The sequence below is a fragment of the Vagococcus hydrophili genome (assembly GCF_011304195.1).
Lineage (GTDB): Bacteria > Bacillota > Bacilli > Lactobacillales > Vagococcaceae > Vagococcus > Vagococcus hydrophili.
The window spans coordinates 2813648-2839161 of sequence record NZ_CP049887.1; the positions used below are offsets into that span (position 1 = coordinate 2813648).

Sequence of the window (25514 nt, forward strand, 5' to 3'; positions counted from 1 at the left end):
TTATTCTACCTCCTTTGCTTTTTGAGTTTCGTAAATCTCGCGATAAACATCACTCGTTTTAAGAAGCTCTTTATGTGTGCCTTGAGCAACTAAACGACCTTCATCTAATACTAAAATAGTATCTGCTTGAATCACAGAAGAAATTTTTTGAGCAATAATAAACGTCGTTGTGTCTGTTAATTCTTTAGCCAAAGCTTCTTTGACTAATTTTTCAGAACGAGCATCCAGAGCACTCGTACTATCATCTAAAACTAAGACTTTTGGATTACCAATAACCCCTCTTGTAATAGATAAACGTTGCTTCTGACCTCCAGAGAAGTTTGAGCCACGTTCTTCAACATGACTGAAATAACCTTCTGTTTGACGATCAATAAATTCACTGGCTTGAGCGATTCTTGACGCTCTCTCCATAGCTGCATCATCCGCATGTTTAGATCCTTGTTTTAAATTATCTGCAATCGTTCCTGAAAATAAAATGGCTTTTTGTAAAACTAATGCCACATTATCACGTAAGTCGGTTTTATCTACATCTCTTAAATCAACATCCCCAACACTAATTGACCCTTCTGTTGGATCATACATTCTAGCAATCATTTGAGCTAAAGTTGATTTACCAGCACCAGTAGCACCAACCACACCAATGGATTGACCACTTTCAACATTAAAACTAATGTGTTTAAGCGTTGGCTTATCTGCCCCATCATAAGAGAAAGTCACGTCATCAAAGACAACCGTTCCATCATGAATCGCTTTAACACCTTCTTCTTTAAATGTTAATGTTGGTTCTGTTTCTAATACTTCATTTAATCTTTTTAAAGAAACCATACCACGAGAAGCCATCATCATCATCATACCACCGATAATAATACTCATCATAATTTGCATTAGGTAATTCATGAATGAAACAATTGCTCCAATGACTTCCATATCAGTTTTAGCTAAATCAGCTGCAAAATAAATAGACGTCACAATAGCTAAACTAGAAATCAACATGAATGTAGGAATCATAATTGAAAATAAATTCCCCACTGTAATCGTATGTTTTGCTAATTTATCTGAAACTTTGGTAAATTTCTTAATTTCTTGTTCTTCTTGAACAAATGATTTTACCACGCGAATGCCTGATAAATTTTCTTTTGCAATACTGTTTACTCTTTCGATGTAGCCTTGAATTTTAGTGAAATGTTTACCCATTAAACCAAATAAAGACATCACTGTTAAAAAGACTAATACAACTAATACAATGATTACCCACCATAATTGTGGTAGTGTGATCATCGCCAAAATAAAACTACCAATAAAAAGAATTGGAATTCTTAAAATTGTTTGTAACGTCATCATGACAATATTTTGAATTTGATTAACGTCATTTGTTAAACGAACCACTAAGTTACTTGTTGAGAATTTTTCAATATCACTAAATGAAAATGTTTGAATTTTTTTAAACCCATCTGAACGAATCTCGGACGCGACTTCTTGAGAAACTTTCGCTGCAACAATTGTATTAATAATACCCGCAATTAAACCAACTAAAGCAACGACAATTAGCGTGATGCCCACACTCTTTAATTCTTGATTGTCTTCTTTCATAACTGCAGTCATTACTTTTTGAAGTAACTTGGGTTGCCACAGCATAGAAATAACCATCAAGGTAGTCATGAAAAGAGACGTTAATACAAGTTTCCCATGCCCTTTCACTTTTTGAATTAATAATGCCATACTCTAACCTTCTTTCTTAAATGAATCAGAACTATATCATATACGAATACCTGTTCTTTTGCAATCAAAAAACACGCATTTTCTAAAAAAAGTGACAACCTGTCTCTTTTTCCAGATTCCAACTCGCTTTTTTGAACATCTTCTATTTTAACAAGATAATTTTTAATCATCAAACAACTGTTAGTTGAATAAAGTGATGAAAAAGGCGCTTAGCTACAAGCAACTGGAGGAAAATAAAAATAATTCGTGCTTTTTGAATTAATTTTATTTTTTGAAGTTGCCGCAGGAGCTGCCTTTTGAATCCGGATTGAATAAAGTGGTAAAAAAGGCGTTTAACTCTGAGTAACTGGAGCAATTGGTAAACAGTCCGTGCTCTTTGGACTTTTTACCAATTGTGAAGTTACCGAAAGAGTTGCCCTTTGAACCCGGATTAATTAAAGTGGTGAAAAGGGTGTTTAACTCCAAGCAACTAGAGAAAAATAAAAATAATTCGTGCTTTTTGAATTAATTTTATTTTTTGAAGTTGTCGTAGGAATTGTCCTTTGAATCTGGATTCAATAAAGGGATGAAAAAGGTGTTTAGCTCTGAGTAACTGGAGCAATTGGTACAAAAAAAACGAGACAGATATCAACATCCGTCTCGTTTTTTTGTATTTATTTATTATCTTCTCCGTACCAATCGTAATGGAATACCCCTTCACGGTCTTTACGTAAGTAAGTATGAGCACCAAAGTAATCTCTTTGAGCTTGGATAATATTAGCTGGTAAATCAGCTGTACGATATGAATCAAAATACGCAATTGCTGAAGAGAAAGTTGGCGTTGGCACACCTGATTGGACAGCTAATGACACAACATCTCTTACTGATTGTTGGTATTTTTGAGTAATATCTAAGAAATACTCATCTAATAATAAGTTTTTAAGTTCTGGGTTACGATCATAGGCATCTGTAATTTCTTGTAAGAAACGAGCACGGATGATACATCCCTCACGGAAAATTTTCGCAATTTCACCGTAGTTTAAATCCCAACCATATTCTTCACTTGCTGTACGATATTGAGCAAAACCTTGAGCGTAACTCATAATTTTACTAAAGTATAAAGCTTGTCTAATTTTTTCAACTAGTTCTTTTTTGTCTCCAGTGTAAGCTGGAACGTCCATTTGTGGAATAATTTTGCTTGCTTCCACACGCTCATCTTTAAGAGCAGAAATATATCTAGCATAAACTGATTCTGTAATAAGTGGTAGTGGCGTTCCTAAGTCTAATGAATTTTGACTTGTCCATTTACCAGTTCCTTTATTACCAGCCGCATCTAAAATCACATCAACAATCGGTTGACCTGTTCCTAAATCATCTTTTCTTGTTAAGATATCAGAAGTGATTTCCATTAAGTAGCTATCTAATTCACCTTGATTCCAGTCAGTAAAGATTTCAGCAACTTCTTCCACTGATAAACCTAAAACGCGAGTTAAAATATCGTAACTTTCAGCGATTAACTGCATATCACCATACTCGATACCGTTATGAACCATTTTGACATAGTGTCCAGCACCATTAGGACCAATATAAGTCACACATGGCTCACCATCTTTCGCTTTAGCAGCGATTTGTTCAAAGATTGGTTTAACTAATTCGTAAGCTTCTTTTTGTCCACCAGGCATCATTGAAGGCCCTTTAAGAGCTCCCTCTTCTCCACCTGATACACCAGTTCCGATGAAGTTGATTCCTGAGTTAGCTAACTCTTCGTTACGTCTAATTGTATCTTGGAAGAATGTATTTCCTCCGTCAATTAAAATATCCCCTTTATCTAAATGAGGTAATAAGCTTTGAATGGTTAAATCTGTTGCTTTTCCTGCTTGAACCATTAACATAATACGTCTTGGTTTTTCTAAAGAAGCCACAAATTCTTCAATTGTGTAAGTAGCTACTAATTTCTTTTCAGGATGCTCTTTGACAACTTCTTCTGTTTTTGAGCCAGTACGGTTAAAGACAGAAACTGAATACCCTCTACTTTCAATATTTAATGCTAAGTTTTTTCCCATTACAGCCATTCCGACAACACCAATTTGTTGTTTAGACATGAAACTACCTCCTATAATTAAATACCATCATTAATTTAGGTATTTTTTGATCTTATTCATTATAGCCTATTTTCTGAAAAATTAAAATAATTCTTACCTTTATTCATTATCCTGGCTTCTAGAAAGTAAAAAGACTGAAAAAATAATGATTCCCATACTCAAAATTTCAATCGGTAAAATAATCGCATTTAAAAATAAAAATGAGAATAACGCTGAACTGAGTGGTTCAAAGGACGTTAACAAACTTGAAAATTGTGCTGGAATGTAACGTGTACTTTTAAGTAAACAGATATAAGAAAATATTGTTCCAAAAACAACTATAAAACTAATCAAGGCAATCGTTACCCCGTCAAGTTTAGGCACATCTTTCCACACTGGATGATACAATTGGTACATTAATCCTCCCATTAGCATTCCCCAACCAATAATCGTCGTCGTACCGTACGTTGCCATTAACTTTCTAGGCTGAATAATATAAAACGCGCCAAAAAGTCCCGCTCCAAGTCCCCAGAAAAGTCCCATTGGTGACATAGAAAGCGTGGTGAAATCTCCTTTAGTTACTAATAATGCGGTTCCAAATAAAGAAAGTGCAATACTCAACATACTCATTTTACTCGGGATTTTTTTCGATTCAAAAATTAAATAAATCACAATAAAAATCGGAGATAAGTACTGTAAAATTGTAGCGGTTGCTGCATTACTCACTTCAATCGCTTTAAAAAAAGAATATTGTAGTAAAATGACACCAAAAAAACTAAAAATAAAGGTCCCTAACAAGTCCTTTTTATTCTTAAGAATAGCAAAAACCTGTCTTTTCTCCGTTCCATAGAGATAACATAAAATTAAAATTCCTGCAAAAAGAATACGAACACTAACTAACCAACTCGTTTCAACACCCTTTTCTTGCATAATATACTGAGCAGATACACCTGACCCACCCCAAAATACTGCTCCTGTGATTGCTAAGATGATTCCTTTCATCTTATTTCCTGCTTTATTCATTAACCATTCCTCCAACTAAACTAATAGTTCTCATTATAGTGCATTTCGTCTAATTTAAGCAAAATAAATATCAGAATGAGAAAATTCTTAGTCGATTTCTCACTCTGATATAGTTTGGGGTCAAATAGTCGCTTGAAGCATAACGTCAATTTCATCACTCTAGTTAGTCCGGATTCAATCAGCAGCTCCTTCGACGACTTCACAATAATAAATAAATCCAAAGAGCGGGATTTTTTTGTTATTCCTCCAGTCGCTTGAAGCTAAACGCTGATTTCATCACTCTAGATAGTCCAGATTCAATCGGCAACTCCTCCAGCTGCTTGGAGTTAAGCGCCGATTTCATCATTCTATATTTACTCTGCTTGTTCGATTTCGCTTGCTAAATTTGCGTAATCTATTTCTGTTTCTAGGAAAGTTGTATCATTTACAGGAAATAATTGGGTCATTGCGTCGATGTCACTTATTTCTAAAACACCTTGCCCTAATTCAAAGTCAATAACATGACCACCAAATGTTCTGTCTTCACTAATAAAATGTAAATGAAAACCTGCTGCGGCAACTCCTTGAAATAGTGCTGGGGTATAAAAACCAACAAGACTACCTTTGATGTATTCCTCAGTAAATTCAGGTTGGATTTTTGAGACTTCCACTAAACGTCGGTAAGGTTTTTCTTGTTTAGGCATTATTCTAATATGCATTTTATTGAAAACACCTGTTAATTTTACAGCTGAAAAGGTATTTTGGCTTTTAAAGTGAGTTAGCATCTTATTTAACGTTTCCTCAGAATAAAGTCCTTCATCTAAAATAACTTGGCGATCTGCTTTAAAGGTAGTTACCGCTGCATAAGGTGTTAGCTCTTCACCTGTTAGTTTAATGAGCTTTCCGTCTGAACGACCTTGATAAGCTTCACCATTTATAATAATCACTTCTCCGTCCAAACCATGAAGTGTCCCGATTCCCAAATCACCTAAGGTTAACAAATCTGAAATAGTTTTCGTTCCGTCCATTAAACCAGCCATCAAAGCTCCTAATGTACCGTGTTGATAAAGTGTTTTGTTACTCATACTAACATCCCCTTAATAGAATTGATCTGGTAATATTGATTTTCCTAAATCTGGATTATCACTGTAATCAATCGGAATATCAATCACAACAGGTCCTTTAGTAGCCATACCTTTTTCAATAGCTGCTTCTAACTCTGCTTTACTTGTGGCACGCAAGCCTAAAGCGCCAAAACTTTCTGCATATTTCACAAAATCAACAGGTCCAAGTTCCACACCAGAAGAACGAGCATATTTCATTTCTTCTTGAAACTCTACCATATTATAATGGCCATCGTTCCAAATTAAATGGATAATATTTAAATTTTTTCTAACCGCTGTTTCTAAGTCTTGAGATGAAAACAAGAAACCACCATCACCTGAGACTGAAATTATTTGTGTTTCTGGTCTAACAAGAGCCGCTGAAATCGCCCAAGGAAGTGCCACACCTAGTGTTTGCATTCCGTTACTAAATAATAAATGGCGCGGTTCATAGCTCTTAAAGTGACGAGCCATCCAAATATAATGACTACCCACATCCACAGTGACGGTCATAGAATCATCCGTTTTTTCTTGAAGAACATTAATGACTTCTAAAGGATGAACCAACCCTTCTTGACTCTCAGCTTTAAACGTATCTCGTTCATCTAAACGGCTTTTCAAGTAATTCAAGTAAAGTTTAGCTTCGTCTGTTGTTTGATCTCCTGATAAACCTTTCGTTAATAAGTCAAGATTCCCTGAAATATCTCCAATTAGTTCATCTTCTGGTTGCATATAGCCGTCAATTTCCGCTGGGGTATCATCAATCACGACAATCTTCGCATCCTTTTCAGCATTCCAATTGCGAGCTTCATATTCAATTGGATCATAACCAACGGCAATCACTAAATCACTTCTTTTTAGTAAAGCATCTCCTGGTTGATTTCTAAATAGCCCAATGCGACCAAAGAAATGCCCTACTAACTCACGGGAAATAACACCAGCTGCTTGGAAAGTTTCAACGACAGGTAAGCCAGTTTTTTCTACCAAAGTGCGAATAGTTTGAGTGACTTCTTCACTAGAAGCTCTCATCCCAACAAGTAAAACTGGTAATTGTGCTTCCTCAATCTTTTTGACTAATTCAGCAACATCATCTGCTCTAGCTACTCCCAGTCTAGGATCTTTTAACACTTTAATACTTTGATCACTCACATCAGCATCCACCACGTCTTGGGGAATACTGATAAAGCTTGCCCCTTGTTTAGAAGAAGTTGCTAAGCGAAAGGCATTCGCCATAATTTCAGAAATGGTTTCAGGGTCTTGAATCTCTGCACTGTACTTAGTAATTGGTTTAAAAAGTGCTGCGTTATCCATACTTTGATGAGTAAGTTTCAATAAATCACTTCGCTTAACTTGTCCTGCAATCGCTAAAACAGGATCTCCCTCAGCAGTTGCTGTCACTAAGCCCGTTGCTAAATTACTGGCACCAGGTCCACTTGTTGCAATAACCACGCCTGGTTTCCCAGTTAAACGTCCAATTCCTTGAGCCATAAATGCGGCATTTTGCTCATGTCTTGTCACAATTAACTCTGGACCATCATCTACTAAAGCATCAAAAACGCCATCAATTTTAGCTCCTGGAATACCAAAGACATAATCCACACCATGTTTTTTCAAACTATCTACTACAGTATGACTACCTTGTTTACCAACTGATTTCACATTAACATCTTCTTTCTTCTTTTTATATTGATACAGTTTTCTAAAACTGTTTTTCATTTATAAATAGATTATAGCACGAAAAGTTCATTTTGTTTCATAAATCACCTTATTATTTTCAAAAAAAGAAACCCACTATCCTAAACACTAAGATAATAAGCTTCCTGTCTTTTTTATGAAAACAATTTCGTTTTATTTAACCGATTGTTTTAAGGATTCAAGATTTTGAGTCATGATTGACAGATAATCTTCACCCTTTTCACGATCTTTTTTTGACACACTTTCCATTGGATTTAAAACAGCTAAACTTGCTCCAGTTGCACTAGAGATTGTCTTAGCAATCTTAGGAGAAGCAGAACTTTCCGTATAAATCACTTCAATTTTTTCTTTTTTAACAAAGTCTTCGATTCCTTTTAACTCTTTTGGAGTTGGCTCTTGGTCAGGAGAAATCCCTGAAATAGGAACTTGCTTTAAATCATACTCATGAGCTAAGTAAGAAAATGCCGTATGCTGCGTAACAAATTGGCGACTCTTAGCACCCTTAAATGCTATTTGGTAGTCATTGTCTAGATTAGCCAGTTTACCTGTATATTCTTTGGTATTTTTTTCATAGAAATCTTTATTTTTAGAATCAACTTCCATGATTCCTTCAGAAATAGTCATTGCTTCTTTACTCGCAAGTTTCGGACTTAACCAAACGTGTGGATCATGAGCCCCTGAATGGTCGTGCCCTTCATGTCCTTCTTCCTTTTCCTCTGAATGACTGGCTTCTAAGAGTTCAATCCCCTTACTTGCCTCAATCACTTTAACTTTTGTTGTATCAATATTTTTCAATACTGTTTCAACCCATGTTTCCATCTCATTGGAATTATAGATAAAGACATCGGCTTCTTGAATTTTCGCCATATCTTTGGCACTCGGTTCATAATCATGAGGCTCAACCCCACCATCAATCAACATACTAACATTCGCTTTATCCTTAGTTATATTTTGGGTAAAATCATACATTGGATAAAAACTTGTGACAATATTTAATTTGCCCTCATTGGATTGTTTTTTTTCTTTAGCCCCACAAGCACCTAATGTGATGGTTGCAACTAATAATACTATTAAACTAAAATATTTCTTCATGAAACTCTCCTTCAAATCGTAATGACTACTGTTTAGATAGTTTATTCTAGCGAATCTTTTCATTAATTGCAAGTTTTTTACTATGACATTCACTTTTTATTTTTTTCAAAAAAATTATTTTTATTTTTGTCCACCCTTTTTAAATCGTTTAGCAGTACTCTTCTTTCCCTAAAAAAGTACCATCTTGTTATTCCAATTTGGAATAGCAAGATGGTACTTGATAACTATTTACGTTTCTTTTTACTTCCAGATGAGAAAGCGTCTTTCATTTTATCGAAAAAACCTTCTTCTTGTTCCACCACCGCTTTATCTCCGCTGGCTACTGAAAATTCACGCAACAATTTCTTTTGTTCTTCATTTAAATCAGTTGGTGTCTCGATAACAACCGTTACACGTTGATCGCCGTTTCCAGCACCACGTAATTTAGGCACACCTTTACCTTTTAATCTAAATGATGTTCCTGTTTGAGTACCTGCTGGAATTTTCAGCTTCACTCGTCCATGAACAGTTGGTACTTCAATTTCGTCTCCTAATGCTGCTTGAGCAAAGGTAACTTTTTCAGTGTAGAAGATTTCTGAGCCATCTCTCTCAAAGATAGGACTTTCTTCTACTCTAAACACGACATAAAGATCGCCATAAGGTCCGCCATTGCTTCCTGCTTCACCTTGACCTGCTAAACGCATTTGTTGACCATCTTCAACACCAGCTGGTACATTAACTTTCACAGAATGAGATTTAACAATTCGTCCGGCTCCGTTACATGTACTACATTTATCTTTAATTGTTTGACCTGTTCCTTGACATTGATCACAGGCTTGACGGCTCATCATACGACCAAGTGGTGTTTGACGTTCCACATTGATAGTACCTGCACCGTGACACTTGCTACATGTCTCAGGTTGCGTTCCGGGTTTCGCCCCAGAACCATTACATGTCGCACAATCGTCTTCACGATTATAGCGAATGCTTTTCTCTAATCCAAAAATCGCTTCATTAAAGCTTAAGTCCAGTGTATATTGTAAATCCGATCCTTGACGCGGTGCATTAGGATTAGAATTTCTTCCTCCGCCGCCACCAAAGAATGATTCAAATATATCTTCGAAACCACCGAAACTGCCGCCTCCGCCAAAATCACCAAAGCCACCACCAAAGCCGCCAGCTCCAAAGTTAGGATCTGTACTTGCATGACCATATTGATCATACGCTGCTCTTTTTTGAGAATCACTTAAGACTTCAAAAGCTTCTGATAGCTCTTTAAACTTATCTTCTGCATCAGGTTCTTTGTTAATATCTGGATGGAATTTTTTTGATAATTTACGATAGGCTTTTTTTAGTTCGTCGTCCGTTGCTGTTTTAGGAACACCAAGGACTTCATAATAATCTCTTTTTGCCATTACGTGTAACCCCCATCTTTTCTCTACTTATAGAATCCCATAAATCATAACATAAATCAGGAAATATCGGAACCTTTTCTTATTATGATAAGAAAAAGCCAAAAGCGCAGTGCTTTGGCTTTTCCCCATTAACTATTTAATTATTTTTTGTCGTCGTTGATTTCTTCAAAATCAGCATCAACTACATCATCAGCGCCACCTTGAGCTGCTTCTGGGTTTTCTGTTTGTGCTTGTTGTGCTGCTTGTTCGTATAACTTAACAGTTAAAGCTTGAACGATTTCGTTTAATTCGTCGCGTTTAGCTTTCATGTCTTCTAAGTTATTTGCTTCAACAGCTGCTTTTAAGTCGTCACGAGCAACTTCTGCTTTTTTCACTTCGTCAGCATCCACTTTACCTTCTAATTCGCCTAAAGTTTTGTCAACTGAGAATAATAAAGCGTCGATGTCGTTTCTTAAATCAACTTCTTCTTTACGTTCTTTATCTGCTTCTGCGTTAGCTTCTGCATCTTTCACCATTTTTTCAATTTCTTCATCTGTTAAACCTGAAGATGATTTAATGGTAATAGTTTGTTCTTTTTGAGTTCCTAAATCTTTCGCACTTACGTTAACAATACCGTTTTTGTCGATATCAAATGTTACTTCGATTTGAGGGATTCCACGTGGAGCAGCTGGAATATCTGTTAATTGGAAGCGACCTAATGTTTTGTTATCTGTTGCCATTGGACGTTCACCTTGTAATACATGAATATCTACAGCCGGTTGGTTATCAGCAGCAGTTGAGAATACTTGTGATTTACTTGTTGGAATTGTCGTGTTACGGTCAATTAATTTAGTAAATACAGATCCCATTGTTTCAATACCTAATGATAATGGTGTTACGTCTAATAATACAACGTCTTTCACGTCCCCTGTGATAACACCACCTTGGATAGCAGCACCCATTGCCACTACTTCATCCGGGTTAACTGATTTATTTGGTTCTTTGTTTGTTTCTTTACGTACTGCTTCAACAACAGCAGGAATACGTGTAGATCCACCAACTAAGATAACTTCGTCGATTTCAGAAATTGAGATACCAGCATCTTTGATTGCTTGACGTACTGGGATTTTAGTTCTATCTACTAAGTCAGATGTTAATTCATCAAATTTAGCACGAGTTAAGTTTAATTCTAAGTGAAGAGGTCCAGCGTCACCAGCAGTGATAAATGGTAAGCTGATTTGTGTACTTGTTACACCTGATAAATCTTTTTTAGCTTTTTCAGCAGCATCTTTCAAACGTTGAACAGCCATTTTATCTTTAGATAAATCAATGCCGTTTTCTTTTTTGAATTCTTCTACTAAATGAGCGATGATTTTTTCGTCAAAGTCATCCCCACCTAAGTTGTTATCTCCTGCAGTTGATAATACGTCGAATACGCCGTCACCTAATTCAAGGATAGAAACGTCAAATGTACCACCACCAAGGTCAAATACTAAAACTTTTTCTTCTTTATCTGTTTTATCTAAACCGTAAGCTAAAGCTGCTGCAGTAGGTTCGTTAACAATACGTTCTACTTCTAAACCAGCGATTTTACCAGCGTCTTTTGTTGCTTGACGTTGCGCGTCATTAAAGTATGCAGGTACAGTGATAACTGCTTTATCAACTTTTTCGCCTAAGTAATCTTCAGCGAAACCTTTTAGGTATTGTAAAATCATTGCTGAGATTTCTTGTGGTGTATAAGTTTTTCCTTCTACTTCTTCTTTAAAGCCAACTTCACCGATATGGCGTTTGATAGATGCGATTGTATTTGGGTTAGTTACTGCTTGACGTTTAGCAACTTCACCGACTTGGATTTCTCCATTTTTAAATGATACAACTGAAGGAGTTGTTCTGTTTCCTTCTGGGTTTGCGATAATTTTTGCTTCTCCGCCTTCTAATACTGATACTGCAGAGTTTGTTGTTCCTAAATCAATTCCGATAATTTTACTCATATTAAAAATCTCCCTTAATTTTTATTTTTTATTGTGCAACAATAACCATTGTCGGTCTTAAGACACGGTCATGTAAAATATAACCTTTTTGCAATACTTGGATTATTTCATCTGCAGCTTGACCTTCAGATGCTGGTAATGTTTGTACCGCTTGATGTTTATTAGGATCAAACGTTTCACCTAATGCTTGAATTTCTTCAACATTGGCTTCTTTTAACGCGTGAATCATTCCTTCTCTTACCATCTCAATCCCTTTTTTCATGCCTTCGTCTTGTGTTTCAATTTCAAGAGCACGATCCAGGTTATCTAATGAATTAAGTAATCCTGTTGCTAAGTTTTGTGCACGATACTTGGCAGCATCCTCACGTTCTTTGTTATTACGATTACGCATGTTAACAATCTCAGCTTGGGCACGTAGGAACTTGTCCTCCATGTCACTTAATTCTTGTTTTAACGTTTCTTCAACTGAAATTTCTTCTGTTACTTCAGTAGATGCTTCTTCGTTTTCAAGTTCTTCAATTTCTTCTTTCTTCAAATCATCCATCTCCTTTCAAATGCTTAATTCCTAATTGAATTATCTAAGCCTCGGTAATACGAATCCAAGTGACCTGATAACTCATCTGTAAAGACATTAACTAAGCCTAATAGTTTTGAATAGGACATACTGGTTGGTCCTAACAGAGCAATCACGCCTTTACCATGTTGCGGCACTTCATAAGAAGCAGTGATTAAACTCATATTTAAAAGTAATTCATTGGGAATCTCGTTACCAATACGAATATCAATCCCTGTTGTATCAGGCAATAATAGTTCGGTTAACTGATCCGAATCACTAATTAACGAATAAATGGATTTAAATTCTGAGATATCATTTAACATCCCTGAATCAAGTAAATTCATACCACCACTAATGTAAACTTGATCATCAAAAGCTTGATTAAAAACTTCTTCGAACAAGTACAAGACGTGTGATGAATTGGAGAAATACCTTTGTAAAACTAAAGGAATTTCTGTTCTTAACTTGTGGTACACCGTTAGTAAACTCTCGCCTACTAAACGATCATTAATGATGCGCGTCATTTTCTCAATATCCTCAGAACTAATTGTTTCAGGAATTGAAAAAACTTGGCTCTCTACATAACCTTGGTCCGTCACGATAATCGCAATCAATTGATTCCGATTAAGAGGGACAATCCTAAAACCTGTTAATCTGCGTTCTTTAACTTCTGGACCTAAGGAAAATGCTGTATAGCTAGTTAAGTCAGATAAAATATTAGCAGATTGTTCGATAATCTCATTCGTCGCATTGTATCTTCTATCTAGCAATTGACGAATCTTAACAATCTCATTTTGGGATATTTCAGCAGGTTGCATTAAATGATCCACATAATAACGATACCCTTTTATAGAAGGAACTCGTCCTGAAGATGAATGTGTTTTTTGAATAAGCTCTAGTTCTTCTAACTTCACTAAATCATTTCTGATCGTCGCAGAACTTGCTTTAATCCCTTCATTCATTAACGTTTTAGAGCCTACTGGAATACCAGTCTCTGTATAAATTTTTACCAGTAAATGTAAAATAGCGAGTTGTCTATCACTTAACATTATCATCACCTTCTTTTTACATTAGCACTCTTATTTACTAAGTGCTAACTACATTTACTAATATATCAAGTTATAATTTTATTGTCAACAATAATCCATCATTTTTTTAGCACTCTTATCTTTCGAGTGCTAATTTTTATGATTATGAGAATTAAGACAGAACTTCTATTTATAAGTTAAGCCTTTTCACATGTGATTTTAAACGGATTTTCCAAATCAACTCATACTCCATAAAAATTAGATATAATTATTAAATAAATATTAAGGAGGCAGTTTCAATGGCAAAAGAAAAGAAAAAGTTTAGTTTTCCAAGTGCTTACACGGTTATTTTGTTGGTATTATTATTAGTGATGATTTTAACTTATTTCATCCCCGCTGGTAAGTACGCTACCTTAAGTTACGACATGGACAAAAAAGAATTTGTTCTAACTGAACCCAAAGGCGAAACAAGTGTTGAACCCGGCAACCAAGCTACTCTTGATAAATACGGTATCAACACAAATCTCGATAAGTTTAAAGACGGTTCAGTCTATAAACCTGTCGCAATTCCTAACTCCTATGAAGAATTAGAACGTGAAAATCATGGTTTCTTCGGGGCAGTTAAAGAATTTCTAAACGCACCGATTCAAGGACTAGAAGAAAGTATTAGTGTTATCACCTTTGTTCTTATTCTTGGGGGGATCATTGGTATCATTAATAAAACCGGGGCATTTGCTGCGGGAATGAATTCTCTGTCCAAAAAATTAAATGGCCGTGAAAAGTGGTTAATCATTTTAACAATGACATTAATTTCAATTGGAGGAACAACTTTTGGTTTAGCTGAAGAAACCATTGCCTTTTATCCAATTTTAGTACCGATTTTTATTGCAGCAGGATATGACGCTCTCGTTGCCATCGCTACTATTTACTTAGGAAGTTGTATTGGAACACTTGGTTCAACGGTCAATCCATTTTCAATCGTTATTGCTAGTAATACAGCAGGGGTTACGTTTACCGATGGAATGGGCTTACGTCTTGCAATGTTAATCATCGGAACTCTAATGTGTATTGCCTATACTGTTCGTTACGCTGAGAGAGTACGTAAAAATCCTGAAACATCCCTTATTTATGATCAAAAAGAAATGTTAGAGAAAAAATTCTTACACAGTGACACGGATGCAGAAATACCTGTTTTTGATTTAAGAAAAAAATTAATGTTAATTATTTTTGCTTTAGGTTTTGTTGTCATGGTTTACGGGGTAAAAGAATTAAACTGGATGTTCGTTGAAATTTCTTCATTATTCCTATTAATCACCTTTATCCTAGCGTTAATTTCTGGCTTGAATGAAAAAACTTTCGTTGGTGAATTTGTTACTGGCGCTAGTGAATTACTAAGCGTTGCTTTAGTTATTGCCTTAGCTCGTGGAGTAACTATTATCATGGAAAATGCCATGATTAGTGACACATTGATGTATCAATTAAGTAATGGCGTTTCGAGTATGAAAGGGCCAGTCTTTACAACCGTTTTATACTTTGTTTACATCTTACTAGGCTTCTTTATTCCATCATCTTCTGGACTTGCGGTATTGTCTATGCCAATTATGGCACCATTAGCAGATGTCGTTAATGTAGACCGTGCTCTTGTAATTGATGCCTATAACTGGGGACAAGGAATCATTTCATTTATCGCCCCAACCGGATTAGTCCTAGCATCACTTGCTATGGTTGAAATCACCTTTGATAAATGGGTAAAATTCGTCATGAAACTAATGATCGCTATTGCTATTGTTTCTATTATATTATTGGCGATAGGTGTTTATTTATAAGCGTGATGAAAAAGGCGTTTTGCTCCAAGCAGTTGGAAGAAATTAAAAACAATTCGTGCTCTTTGAATTGATTTTAGTTTCTGAAACTGCCGTAGGAGCTGCCTTTTGAATCCGGACTACATAGAGTGAATAAAAAATCGTTTTGCTCCGAGTAACTGGAAGGAATGACTAATAATCCGCGCTTTTTGGATTATTAGTCATTCCTGAAGTTACCGAAGGAGCAGATTTTTTATTCCGGACTACACAGCGTGATGAAAAAGGCGTTTTGCTCCAAGTATTAACAAAGAAGGTTTAGGAATTAAGTTTTCACTTTACTTCCTAAACCTTTTTATTATGATATTAAAAATTCTTTAAAAACTTCATTCCCTAAAATCAGACCTTTATCAGTTAAAGCTAACTTATCTCCTGATTTAAACAACATTTCATCCAGAATTAATTTCTCAATGGTTTGTCCATAAACGCTATCTAATGAAGAACCAAATTTATCTTCAAAATGTTGAATCGAAATCCCTTCAATTTTTCGAAGACCTAAAAACATTTGTTCTTCCATTTGATTGGTTTTTGTTAACGTATCAACTGTAATCGTTGGCAATTTATCTTCTCTTAAAGGCTCTAAATAATGTTGAATCGGACCGTGATTTTTATAGCGAACATTTCCTAAATAACCACTCGCCCCAGCACCAAGCCCGTAATAATGCTCATTGTTCCAATAAACTAAGTTATGACGACTTTCCATGCCTGGCTTAGCAAAGTTGCTGACTTCATACTGATGTCTGCCAGCTTTCGTCATTTTTTCAATAGCCATCTCAAACATATCACCTTCAACATCAATTCCCGGAAGATGTAAACGCCCTTGTCTTGCCCAATTGTAAAACATGGTCTTATTCTCTAAAATCAATGAGTACATTGAATAATGAGGTAAATCCAAAGATAACGCCTTATCTAGGGTATCTTCAAAATTCTCTAAGGTTTGATTAGGCAAAGCAAAAATCAAATCAATACTGACATTTCTAAAATCGGCGATATCAAAAATTTTCATCGTGTCATAAACATCTTGTGCTGAATGTTTACGTCCAATTTTTTTAAGCAGACGATCATCAAAAGATTGAACCCCCATGGATAAACGATTGACACCATAGTTCTGTAACACTTGAAGCTTTTCTAAGGTTAAATCACCAGGATTCGCCTCGACTGTAAATTCATTTTTATCGTCAAACGGTAGTTCTTCTCTGACTCCTTTTAATAAAGCATCTAATTGAGCGGCAGAAAGAGAAGTTGGTGTTCCCCCACCAATATAAATTGTTTCAGTATCTTCTGAAGGATATTTTTCCTTAGTTAGTCTAATTTCTTTAATAAGAGCTTGAATATATTCATCTACTGGTTGCCCTTCAAGAAAAACTTTATTGAAGTCACAATAGAAACAAATATGTTCACAAAAAGGAATGTGAATATAAGCTGACGTCATTACAGCTCACCTTGTTTAGCAAAATAATCACGAGTATCTGTTTCATCTTGATTTAATTGCTTCACTAGACCTTCGATACCGTCAAATTTCATCTCTTCACGTAAATAATGGCACCACTGAACAGAAACTTGCTCCCCGTAAATATCTTCATTGAAATCTAAAATATTCACTTCAATGGTCATCGGACGATTTTTTTCAAAAGTAATGTTATAACCAATTTGCGCCATACCATTGTACCAAGTATTGGCTACCTTGATTTTCACTGCATAAACGCCACCCACTGGAAGAAGTGAGTGATGAGGTACTTTGATATTAGCCGTTGGAAAACCTAGGGTACGACCACGTTTATCTCCGTGCATTACCATACCTGATAATTCGTAAGTGTAACCAAGAAACTGATTAGCGCCTTCCATGTTGCCTTCTGCCATCATTTTTCGTATGTTGGTTGAACTGATTTTATCCTCACCCTGTTTTTGTTGAGGGACTTCAATCACTTCAAAACGAGCGTTGGCATAGTTTGGCAATTGGCTCATACTAGCCACATCAGCTTTACCGTACGTATAATCAAAACCAGCAACTGCCACTTTAGCGTGTAAACCAACAATGTATTGATCCACAAAGTCCTGTGGTTTCAGACTCGCAAATGCCGAAGTAAACTCAATCACGTACAGGATATCCACGCCGATTGCTTCCATGCGGTTGATTTTTTGTTCTACCGTGGTAATATATTTCATTGTTTTATGATCAACTTTTTGAAAAACAACAGATGGATGATGATTAAACGTCATCACAGCTAGCTTAGATCCACGTTTTTTAGCTTCTATTTTTGCTGTTTCAATCACTTTTTGATGACCTAAATGAACTCCATCAAAAAAGCCTAAAACTAAAACGACTTCTTCATTAGGAATTTGATTCTCTTTATATGGATGATGTATTTCTATTACTTGCATGTTTTTTCCCCTTTAATCGTTGCGTAAAACTTTAATTGGTTTTAACAACCCACTTTTTGTTGGATGCTTCCCATAAATACTAACAATTTTTCCTTGATAAAACAAAGCAATCGGCTCATCAACGACCACATTTTCAAAAAAGTCTTCTGGTAGAACTGAACCATTTCTAACACCTTGATACTTTTCATCCGACAGATCCACTCGTGGAAAATCTTTCACACCGAGTTCAAGGGGATGTAAAAATGTCTCTTGGCGCTCTAAATCCATTAAAAGGGCAATTTCTTCAATCGTAAAACATTCGTCTTTAGTGAAACCACCACTTTTGATTCGAGTTAAATCAGACATGTGAGCGGCATATCCTAATTTTTTACCTGTATCAACTGCCAACGTTCTGACATACGTTCCTTTACCACAATCGACTTCAAATGACCATTTTTGTTGTTGTAGATCAGCATCAAAAACGGGTTCTGTCGTCCGGTTAAAAGAGTAAATCATCGCTTTTCTTTCAGGACGCTCCACCGTTTCACCGTTTCTTGCGTATTCATATAATCTACGTCCATTGACTTTAACCGCTGAATACATAGGTGGTATTTGCGTAATCTCACCAGTCATTTCTTTCATCATTTCGTCAATTTTCTTAGTTGAAATTTCAGTTAAAACAGGGGTCGTTTCTACAACTGCCCCACTCACATCTTCGGTTTCAGTTGAAAAGCCAAGGGTCACTTCACCTAGATAAATTTTATTCGAATCTTGAATGTACTCAATCACTTTCGTTGCCTTGCCAACACAAATCGGTAAAACCCCATCTACATCAGGATCTAACGTCCCACTATGACCTACTTTTTTAGTCTTTAATATTTTTCTTAATTTGAAGACACAATCATGACTTGTCATGCCACGAGGCTTCCATACAGGAATTATTCCTTCCATCTACACATGCTCCTATTCCTTAAATATACTTTGACATTATACCATATTTTTATCCCTAAAAAACAAGCACTCAAAATAGCTATAAAAACAATTTTGTTTTATTTTCATTTTAAGAACCTTGTAGTAGCGACCTTTCACAATAAACTTAAAAGAGAATAAATCAAAACAATACCTCATCTCTTTAAATTTGCCTATAATCATTGAGTATTTAACAAAAAGAATGGTACATAAGAGAGGAATTTATTTGTGAAAAAAATCGGATTATTAGTTTCAACCCTTATTTTAAGTTTAAGTTTATTTGCGGCTTGTACCCCTAAAAAAGAAAGTAAAGAACCTGCTAAGGAGAAAAAAGAATGGGTTGTAGCAACATCAGGTACTCTATTTCCAGCTTCTTACTACAATGATAAAAACGAACTAACAGGTTATGATATCGAAGTGGTTAAAGAGGTCGCAAAACGTATGGATAAAAAAGTAACGTTCAAAGAGTACAATGTAGACGGCATGCTAACATCCGTTCAAAAAGGCTCAGCTGATTTTGCTGCTAACGATTTTTCTTTAAGTGATAGCCGTAAGAAAAAATTTATTTTATCTGAACCACTTAAATATTCATTTGGTAGTATGATTGTTAGAAAATCAGATCAATCTGGTATTAAATCTTTCGAAGATTTAAAAGGTAAAAAATCAGCAGGTGAAGCGACAACTAACTACATGAAAATCGCCGAAAAATATGGTGCTGAATTAGTGAGTTATGATAACGCTACTAACGATCAATATTTAACAGATGTGGCAAACGGTCGTACTGATGTCATTTTAAATGATTACTACTTACAAAAAATGTCAGTAGGCGCTTTACCTGATATTCCTGTAATGATTTTAGATGATTTATACTTTAACCCAACAGAAAATGGTTTATTATTTAGCAAAGAAAATACGGAACTGAAAAAAGAAATTGATGTTACATTAGGTGAAATGAAAAAAGATGGCACCTTAGCAAAAATTTCTAAAGAGTTCTTTGGTGCTGACGTTTCCGTTAAACCTGATGTGAAAATTGCTGAAGATATTAAGATTGAAGAGTAATTATCATGTATATGCCTAGTATTGATTTTAAACTACTAGTTGATTCGATTCCCTTTGTTTTAGAAGGATTGCCTTATACTATTCTGATTAGTTTGGCTTCCTTTATGATTGGTAACTTACTAGGAATTTTACTAACTTCAATTAGTTTACTTGATATTCCAGTCATTCGAACTGTTATTAAGGTTTATCTTTCCTTCTTAAGAGGAACACCATCCCTTGTTTTGCTTTTTATTTTGTACTTTGGGATGCCTATTCAACTGCCACCGATTCAAGCAGCGATTATTTGTTTCTCTTTAACAAGTAGTGCTTTCTTGGCAGAAATTTACCGAGGAGCTATTTCTGGTGTTGATCCAGGGCAATGGGAGGCTTCTAAAGCATTAGGGCTATCTTATATAGTAACCATGAAAGATATTATTTTTCCTCAAGCTTTAAGAATTGCGATTCCTTCACTTGGAAATGTGGCGATGGATATTGTTAAAGGCTCTTCTCTAGCAGCCATGATTACAGTGCCAGACATCTTCCAAAAAGCTAAAATCGTTGGCGGACGTGAATTTGATTTCATGACCATGTATGTTTTAGTGGCACTTATTTATTGGGGAATTTGTTTGGTGATAGGGTCGTTGCAGAAGAGATTGGAAAAACAGTTTGAGTATTTGACGTAAAAAAAGATGAGAGAAACCTTAAACAGTTCTCTCATCTTTTCTTTTACCCCAAAGGCTTCACTAACTTCATCAACATCTCTTCATCTAACTCTCTTAACAACGTCACTATCAATTTTTTAGCCGCTTCATAATCATGATAATCCACATAACAATGATGGGTATGAGCGTATCTAACAGGTATTCCCACTACAATCGCAGGTGCTCCGTTGTAACGATTAAAGGATGCGCCATTCGTACCACCACCACTTCTCACAGATACTTGAAGTGGGATATTATGTTTTTCAGCTAAATCAATGACATGATTTTGAAATTCAGGATTAGTAATCATAGACACATCAAAATAACGCAACATTGGACCTTCTCCCAAAGCTGATTGAATCATATAATCTTCTGAGGAGGTATCATCAGCTGGACAGCCTTCAAAAACAATGGCTAAATCAGCAGCAACTTTTTTAGCCGCGACTTCAGCTCCACGCAAGCCAACTTCTTCTTGAGCAGTTAACGTACTGACCAGTTCAAAAGGCAGTTTCTCTTCTTTGACTTCATCTAAAACATCCATCATACAGGCCACACCAATTCGACAGTCAAATCCTTTACCTAAAAATAGGTTGGTCTCTTGATTGCACTCACAAACTACATCAGGAATCACAGGACAACCCATTCTAACTGAAAAACGTTTTTCCGCATCTTCTTTAGATTTTGCTCCAATATCAATCGATAGAGAAGCAATACTAAGTCCTTTAGCACGTTCTTCCTCTGACATAAAATGAGGTGGTTTACTCGTAACTATTCCTTGAATGTACTCACCTTTAGTATTTTTAACTTTAACTTTTTGAGCCGCAATATTACTAGGAACCCAGCCGCCTAAAGTTAAAAATTGCAACAGTCCATTAGGTTTAATCGCTTGCACAATAAATCCCACTTCATCACTATGAGCATCCAGTTGAACTCTTAGTTTAGAAGTATCTTTAGTCGATGCATTCAAATACAAATTCTTAATGCCGTCTGTATCTGTTTCACCTAAAGTGTTCCATTCTTTTCTGACATAGTTCACCACATCATCTTCAAAACCTGAGACACCATATAAATTTGATAGATTAATAATATTTTCGATTGCTTGCTCTTTTTTCATACTTAACACCTATCCCTTTTTTAGTTAATTCCCCAAGAAGCACGCATTTCATCCATTAATGAAATGACATGTTCTGTTACTTCTCTTGTATCAATTCCTTCAATTTTTCCAGCAGCGTAGTCATTTAATAAATCCATTTCGTAGGTGAAGACGTCTCTTCCATTACCTAGATTAATGACTTTTGTTTGACCATCATTGTAAAAAATAGTTCCCTCTTCTGCTCTAGGAAAGTCATCTATTTTCAAGAAGCCATTATCACCTGTCAAAACGACTTGTTTTGGCATTTTGCCTCTAAATGAAATCATCACACTTGCTTGAATCCCCTCTGAAGTTTTAAGTAGTGTTATGGATTTTTCATCCACACCAGTTGGGGCAAGTTCAACGTCGCTAGTCACAAAGTTTAACTCTGTACCTAGTAAATAAACAGCCGCAGACAAAGCATACGTTCCTATATCAAATAAAGCACCTCCGCCTAATTCTTTAGAAAAGAAGCGATTGGTTGGATCATATTCTTTACAACTACCAAAAATCACACTAGCATTGCTTATTTTACCTAGCTCACCAGCAGCAATCAGTTTTTTAACTTCATGATACATGGGCATGTAAAACAACGTCACTGCTTCCAATAAAACTAAATTTTTAGATTTGGCTAATTCAAATAACTCTTTCGCCTGTTCACCTGATAGCACCATAACTTTCTCACATAAAACATGCTTTCCAGCTTCTAAAGCTTGTTTAGCATAGGCATAATGTGTTTGGTTAGGTGTTCCAATGTAGACACACTCTAACTCTTTATTCCCTAAAAACTCTGTGTAATCAGTCGTATAGTTTATCACACCATTTTCTTTAGCAAAAGGGATTAATGATGTTTCTCGATGATTAAACATGGAAACAATCTCGTATTTATTTTTATCAAGTTGTGTGGCAAACTGCTTGGCAATATCTCCCGTTCCCACAATACCTATTTTTTTAATCAAATGAATCCCTCCTTATTATTTATACATTCTATCACACTAGATATTTATTTTAAGTAATTTTTGCTTAAAAGTAAAAAAAGAGACTGACAGGTGTCAATCTCTTACGGTATTAAAAATCTGTCCTCCAATTACTCGGAGCAAAACGATTTCTTATTCACTCTATTGTAGTCCGGATTCAAAAGGCAACTCCTACGACAACTTCAAAAATAAAAATTAATTCAAAAAGCACGAATTATTTTTTATTTTCTCCAGTTGCTTGGAGCTAAGCGCCTTTTTCATCACTATATTCTTAATACTCTTTTTTATTCAAATTTCTTAGTAAATCATCAATGTGATTTCCGTAAGCCACTGAGCTGTCTCTTTCGAAAATCAACTCAGGTGTTTTGTAAATTTGTAAACGATGTCCGATTTCTCGACGAACAAGTCCACTTGCTTTTTCTAAACCTTGTTGCACTTTTTGCATTTCAGAAGCTTTATCACCTAGTGAACTATAATAAATAGTCGCTTGTTGAAGGTCCCCTGTTACGCGAACCTCAGTGATTGTCACGTTATCAATACGTGGATCTCTTACTTTTTTTTGTAAGATATCGTTTACTTCTCTCAATATTTCTTGTGCTACACGGCGGTCACGATAATTTGCCATCGTTAACTCTCCTTGTATCTATTATTTTCTTTTAACTTCTTCCATGATGAAGCCTTCAATAATGTCGTCTACTTTAATATCATTGTAACCTTCTAAAGTAGCGCCACATTCAAAGCCTAATTTTACTTCTTTAGCGTCATCTTTGAAACGTTTCAAGCTGGCTAATTCACCTTCATGGATAACGATACTATCTCTAATTAGACGAACGCCACTTTCACGACGGATGAAACCTTCAGTTACGTAACAACCAGCGATTGTTCCAACTTTAGATACCGCATATGTTTCACGGATAACCATTTGACCTGTAATTTTTTCAACAAACTCAGGATCAAGCATCCCTTGCATTGCTGTTTCAATTTCTTCGATAACTTTGTAGATGATACGGTGTAAACGAATATCAACATTTTCTTGTTCTGCTTGAGTTCTTGCTTGAATTGTTGGTCTTACGTTAAATCCAACAACAATCGCATTACTTGCAGAAGCTAGCGTTACATCACTTTCATTAATCGCACCTACAGCCGAGTGAACGATTTTAACACGTACGCCTTCAACATCAATTTTATTTAAACTTGCTGCTAAAGCTTCAGCAGAACCTTGTACGTCTGCTTTAATGATTACGTTAACTTCTTTCATTTCGCCATCTTTAAGGCTTTCGAATAAATTATCAAGTGTCACACGAGAGCTCATTGAACGTTGCTCTAATAAAGCACGTTTCGCTCTTTCTTCACCTGCTGCACGAGCTGTTTTTTCATCTTCAAAGGTTACAAAACGATCTCCTGCTTGAGGAACATCATTAAGACCTGTAATTTCAACTGGTGTTGCTGGTCCAGCTTCTTTGTCGCGACGACCAATATCATTTGTCATCACACGGATACGTCCATGAGTGTTACCAACAACGATTGGGTCACCAACATGAAGTGTTCCTTGTTGAACTAAAACAGTTGTGATAGGTCCTTTACTCTTATCTAAACGAGCTTCAATAACTGTACCAATCGCGCGTTGCGTTGGATCAGCTTGTAAGTCTTCTACTTCAGAAACAAGTAAAATCATTTCTAATAATTCTTCAATGTTATCACCAAATTTAGCTGAAATTGGTACGAAGATTGTATCTCCACCCCAAGCTTCAGGAATTAGGCCGTGTTCACTTAATTCTTGCATTACGCGGTCTGGATTAGCATCTGGTTTATCAATCTTGTTAACAGCTACGATAATTGGCACTTCTGCCGCTTTCGCATGGTTAATCGCTTCAACTGTTTGAGGCATAACCCCATCATCAGCTGCAACTACAATAATTGTGATATCCGTAATACTTGCCCCACGCGCACGCATACTTGTGAAGGCCGCATGTCCCGGTGTATCTAAGAAAGTAATAGCTTTACCATTAGCTTCAATTTGATAAGCACCAATATGTTGTGTGATTCCTCCAGCTTCCCCTAAAGAAACTTTTGTATGTCTTAATGTATCAAGTAACGTTGTTTTACCATGATCCACGTGTCCCATGATCGTTACAACTGGCGGTCTATTAGTTAATTTTTCTTCATTAACTGCTTCAACTTCGAAGAATTTGTCAATATCAGCCACATCTTCTTGAACTTTTTCTTCTGGTGTAATGCCGTAATCAGTTGCTAACGTTTCAATAGTATCTTTGTCTAACGGTTGATTTTGGTTAACCATAACACCTAATAAGAATAATTTTTTGATAATTTCTGCTGGTTCACGGTAAATTTTCTTAGCGATATCAGCAACGTTCATACCTTCAGTATAAACTAAGACTTCTGGTAACTCTTTAAATTTACGAGCTGGTCCAGCAGGTTTAGTACTTGGTTGATACTTGCCCTTTTTACCTTTACGGTTGTTCTTTTTGTAACGGTTGTTTGGGTTATTGTATCCACCACCTTGGCTACGACCTTGAGGTTTGTTGCCACCTTTATAACCACCTGTATTTGTTTGTGGTTTGTTTTGGTTTGAGCCTTGTTGTGCTTGGCTTGGTCCAGTACTTGGTTTGTTAGTGCTTGTTGGTTTATTAGTACTTGGTTTACTTGTATTTTGTTGTGGTTTATTAGCAGTGTTATTGCTTCGATTTTGTTGCCCTGGTTTATTCACGCGACTTTCCTTACTTTTCGCTTTATTTTCTACAGGTGTAGAACGCGGTGTCTCTTTCGAAACATTTTCTTTTCTTGTTACTGGTTTTTCTTGTGTTTGATTCGGTTTTTTCATTGTTTGTTTCAACTTC

At 35.9% G+C, this 25514-nt stretch carries 19 protein-coding genes and 1 pseudogene; 3 read left to right on the plus strand and 17 right to left on the minus strand.

Features of this window, described 5'->3' with window-relative positions:
- The 10 genes from G7082_RS13830 to hrcA form a co-directional block, all read right to left on the minus strand.
- A complete protein-coding gene (locus G7082_RS13830) occupies window positions 1-1719 on the minus strand; it encodes an ABC transporter ATP-binding protein (RefSeq protein WP_166035787.1) in 1719 nt (572 codons plus the stop codon).
- Window positions 1720-2372: 653 nt separating this feature from the next.
- Complete coding sequence (gndA, locus tag G7082_RS13835; RefSeq protein WP_166035788.1) at window positions 2373-3800, minus strand: NADP-dependent phosphogluconate dehydrogenase; 1428 nt, start codon at window positions 3798-3800, stop codon at window positions 2373-2375.
- A 99-nt stretch (window positions 3801-3899) separates the two neighbouring features.
- On the minus strand, window positions 3900-4802 hold the full coding sequence (locus G7082_RS13840) for a DMT family transporter (RefSeq protein ID WP_166035789.1): 903 nt from the start codon (window positions 4800-4802) through the stop codon (window positions 3900-3902).
- Window positions 4803-5155: 353 nt separating this feature from the next.
- Window positions 5156-5866, minus strand: a complete 711-nt coding sequence (budA, locus tag G7082_RS13845) for an acetolactate decarboxylase (protein ID WP_166035790.1) — start codon at window positions 5864-5866, stop codon at window positions 5156-5158.
- Between the two features lie 12 nt (window positions 5867-5878).
- The gene (alsS, locus tag G7082_RS13850) at window positions 5879-7600 is read right to left on the minus strand and encodes an acetolactate synthase AlsS (protein WP_166035791.1); all 1722 of its coding nucleotides are present in this window, start codon (window positions 7598-7600) and stop codon (window positions 5879-5881) included.
- A 132-nt stretch (window positions 7601-7732) separates the two neighbouring features.
- Window positions 7733-8671: a metal ABC transporter substrate-binding protein gene (locus G7082_RS13855; RefSeq protein ID WP_166035792.1), complete on the minus strand. Its 939-nt coding sequence runs from the start codon at window positions 8669-8671 to the stop codon at window positions 7733-7735.
- Between the two features lie 224 nt (window positions 8672-8895).
- A complete protein-coding gene (gene dnaJ, locus G7082_RS13860) occupies window positions 8896-10065 on the minus strand; it encodes a molecular chaperone DnaJ (protein WP_166035793.1) in 1170 nt (389 codons plus the stop codon).
- A gap of 140 nt (window positions 10066-10205) precedes the next feature.
- Window positions 10206-12035, minus strand: coding sequence for a molecular chaperone DnaK (gene dnaK / locus G7082_RS13865; protein ID WP_166035794.1), 1830 nt, complete (start codon window positions 12033-12035; stop codon window positions 10206-10208).
- A gap of 28 nt (window positions 12036-12063) precedes the next feature.
- On the minus strand, window positions 12064-12579 hold the full coding sequence (gene grpE, locus G7082_RS13870) for a nucleotide exchange factor GrpE (protein ID WP_166035795.1): 516 nt from the start codon (window positions 12577-12579) through the stop codon (window positions 12064-12066).
- Window positions 12580-12593: 14 nt separating this feature from the next.
- On the minus strand, window positions 12594-13640 hold the full coding sequence (hrcA, locus tag G7082_RS13875; RefSeq protein WP_166035796.1) for a heat-inducible transcriptional repressor HrcA: 1047 nt from the start codon (window positions 13638-13640) through the stop codon (window positions 12594-12596).
- Between the two features lie 278 nt (window positions 13641-13918).
- On the opposite strand from hrcA, the gene G7082_RS13880 reads away from it, so the two are divergent.
- Entirely contained in the window at window positions 13919-15445 is a 1527-nt protein-coding gene (locus G7082_RS13880; protein ID WP_166035797.1) for a YfcC family protein, read from the plus strand.
- A gap of 331 nt (window positions 15446-15776) precedes the next feature.
- Here G7082_RS13880 and hemW read toward each other — a convergent pair whose 3' ends face one another.
- The 3 genes from hemW to truB are packed head-to-tail and all read right to left on the minus strand — an operon-like array spanning window position 15777 to window position 18790.
- On the minus strand, window positions 15777-16910 hold the full coding sequence (hemW, locus tag G7082_RS13885) for a radical SAM family heme chaperone HemW (protein ID WP_166035798.1): 1134 nt from the start codon (window positions 16908-16910) through the stop codon (window positions 15777-15779).
- The gene (ribF, locus tag G7082_RS13890; RefSeq protein WP_166035799.1) at window positions 16910-17860 is read right to left on the minus strand and encodes a riboflavin biosynthesis protein RibF; all 951 of its coding nucleotides are present in this window, start codon (window positions 17858-17860) and stop codon (window positions 16910-16912) included. The genes hemW and ribF overlap by 1 nt, the downstream gene beginning before the upstream one ends.
- A 12-nt stretch (window positions 17861-17872) precedes the next feature.
- Window positions 17873-18790, minus strand: a complete 918-nt coding sequence (truB, locus tag G7082_RS13895; protein WP_166035800.1) for a tRNA pseudouridine(55) synthase TruB — start codon at window positions 18788-18790, stop codon at window positions 17873-17875.
- 246 nt (window positions 18791-19036) lie between these two features.
- On the opposite strand from truB, the gene G7082_RS13900 reads away from it, so the two are divergent.
- Together G7082_RS13900 and G7082_RS13905 are read left to right on the plus strand one after the other, a co-directional pair.
- Window positions 19037-19867 carry a transporter substrate-binding domain-containing protein gene (locus G7082_RS13900; RefSeq protein ID WP_166035801.1) on the plus strand — a complete coding sequence of 277 codons (831 nt, stop codon included), beginning with the start codon at window positions 19037-19039 and terminating at the stop codon, window positions 19865-19867.
- 5 nt (window positions 19868-19872) lie between these two features.
- Window positions 19873-20529, plus strand: a complete 657-nt coding sequence (locus tag G7082_RS13905) for an amino acid ABC transporter permease (protein ID WP_166035802.1) — start codon at window positions 19873-19875, stop codon at window positions 20527-20529.
- A gap of 43 nt (window positions 20530-20572) precedes the next feature.
- Here G7082_RS13905 and G7082_RS13910 read toward each other — a convergent pair whose 3' ends face one another.
- The 4 genes and pseudogenes from G7082_RS13910 to infB all read right to left on the minus strand — a co-directional run.
- Window positions 20573-21661, minus strand: coding sequence for a M42 family metallopeptidase (locus G7082_RS13910; protein WP_166035803.1), 1089 nt, complete (start codon window positions 21659-21661; stop codon window positions 20573-20575).
- A gap of 20 nt (window positions 21662-21681) precedes the next feature.
- Window positions 21682-22638 carry a Gfo/Idh/MocA family protein gene (locus tag G7082_RS13915; RefSeq protein ID WP_166035804.1) on the minus strand — a complete coding sequence of 319 codons (957 nt, stop codon included), beginning with the start codon at window positions 22636-22638 and terminating at the stop codon, window positions 21682-21684.
- A gap of 289 nt (window positions 22639-22927) precedes the next feature.
- Window positions 22928-23281 (minus strand): 30S ribosome-binding factor RbfA, encoded by a 354-nt coding sequence (rbfA, locus tag G7082_RS13920; RefSeq protein WP_166035805.1) that lies wholly within the window; start codon window positions 23279-23281, stop codon window positions 22928-22930.
- Window positions 23282-23302: 21 nt separating this feature from the next.
- A pseudogene (gene infB, locus G7082_RS13925) lies at window positions 23303-25303 on the minus strand (translation initiation factor IF-2); the annotation flags it as partial.
- Window positions 25304-25514 lie beyond the last annotated feature (211 nt).

Excerpts from the sequence above, each read along its gene's own strand:
- gndA (WP_166035788.1), bottom strand. The coding sequence starts at position 3,800 with ATGTCTAAACAACAAATTGGTGTTGTCGGAATGGCTGTAATGGGAAAA.
- G7082_RS13905 (WP_166035802.1), top strand. The coding sequence starts at position 19,873 with ATGTATATGCCTAGTATTGATTTTAAACTACTAGTTGATTCGATTCCC.
- ribF (WP_166035799.1), bottom strand. The coding sequence starts at position 17,860 with ATGCAAGTAATAGAAATACATCATCCATATAAAGAGAATCAAATTCCT.
- grpE (WP_166035795.1), bottom strand. The coding sequence starts at position 12,579 with ATGGATGATTTGAAGAAAGAAGAAATTGAAGAACTTGAAAACGAAGAA.
- G7082_RS13840 (WP_166035789.1), bottom strand. The coding sequence starts at position 4,802 with ATGAATAAAGCAGGAAATAAGATGAAAGGAATCATCTTAGCAATCACA.
- budA (WP_166035790.1), bottom strand. The coding sequence starts at position 5,866 with ATGAGTAACAAAACACTTTATCAACACGGTACATTAGGAGCTTTGATG.
- dnaJ (WP_166035793.1), bottom strand. The coding sequence starts at position 10,065 with ATGGCAAAAAGAGATTATTATGAAGTCCTTGGTGTTCCTAAAACAGCA.
- G7082_RS13830 (WP_166035787.1), bottom strand. The coding sequence starts at position 1,719 with ATGGCATTATTAATTCAAAAAGTGAAAGGGCATGGGAAACTTGTATTA.
- hrcA (WP_166035796.1), bottom strand. The coding sequence starts at position 13,640 with ATGTTAAGTGATAGACAACTCGCTATTTTACATTTACTGGTAAAAATT.
- G7082_RS13855 (WP_166035792.1), bottom strand. The coding sequence starts at position 8,671 with ATGAAGAAATATTTTAGTTTAATAGTATTATTAGTTGCAACCATCACA.
- rbfA (WP_166035805.1), bottom strand. The coding sequence starts at position 23,281 with ATGGCAAATTATCGTGACCGCCGTGTAGCACAAGAAATATTGAGAGAA.
- dnaK (WP_166035794.1), bottom strand. The coding sequence starts at position 12,035 with ATGAGTAAAATTATCGGAATTGATTTAGGAACAACAAACTCTGCAGTA.
- alsS (WP_166035791.1), bottom strand. The coding sequence starts at position 7,600 with ATGAAAAACAGTTTTAGAAAACTGTATCAATATAAAAAGAAGAAAGAA.
- G7082_RS13880 (WP_166035797.1), top strand. The coding sequence starts at position 13,919 with ATGGCAAAAGAAAAGAAAAAGTTTAGTTTTCCAAGTGCTTACACGGTT.
- hemW (WP_166035798.1), bottom strand. The coding sequence starts at position 16,910 with ATGACGTCAGCTTATATTCACATTCCTTTTTGTGAACATATTTGTTTC.
- truB (WP_166035800.1), bottom strand. The coding sequence starts at position 18,790 with ATGGAAGGAATAATTCCTGTATGGAAGCCTCGTGGCATGACAAGTCAT.
- G7082_RS13910 (WP_166035803.1), bottom strand. The coding sequence starts at position 21,661 with ATGAAAAAAGAGCAAGCAATCGAAAATATTATTAATCTATCAAATTTA.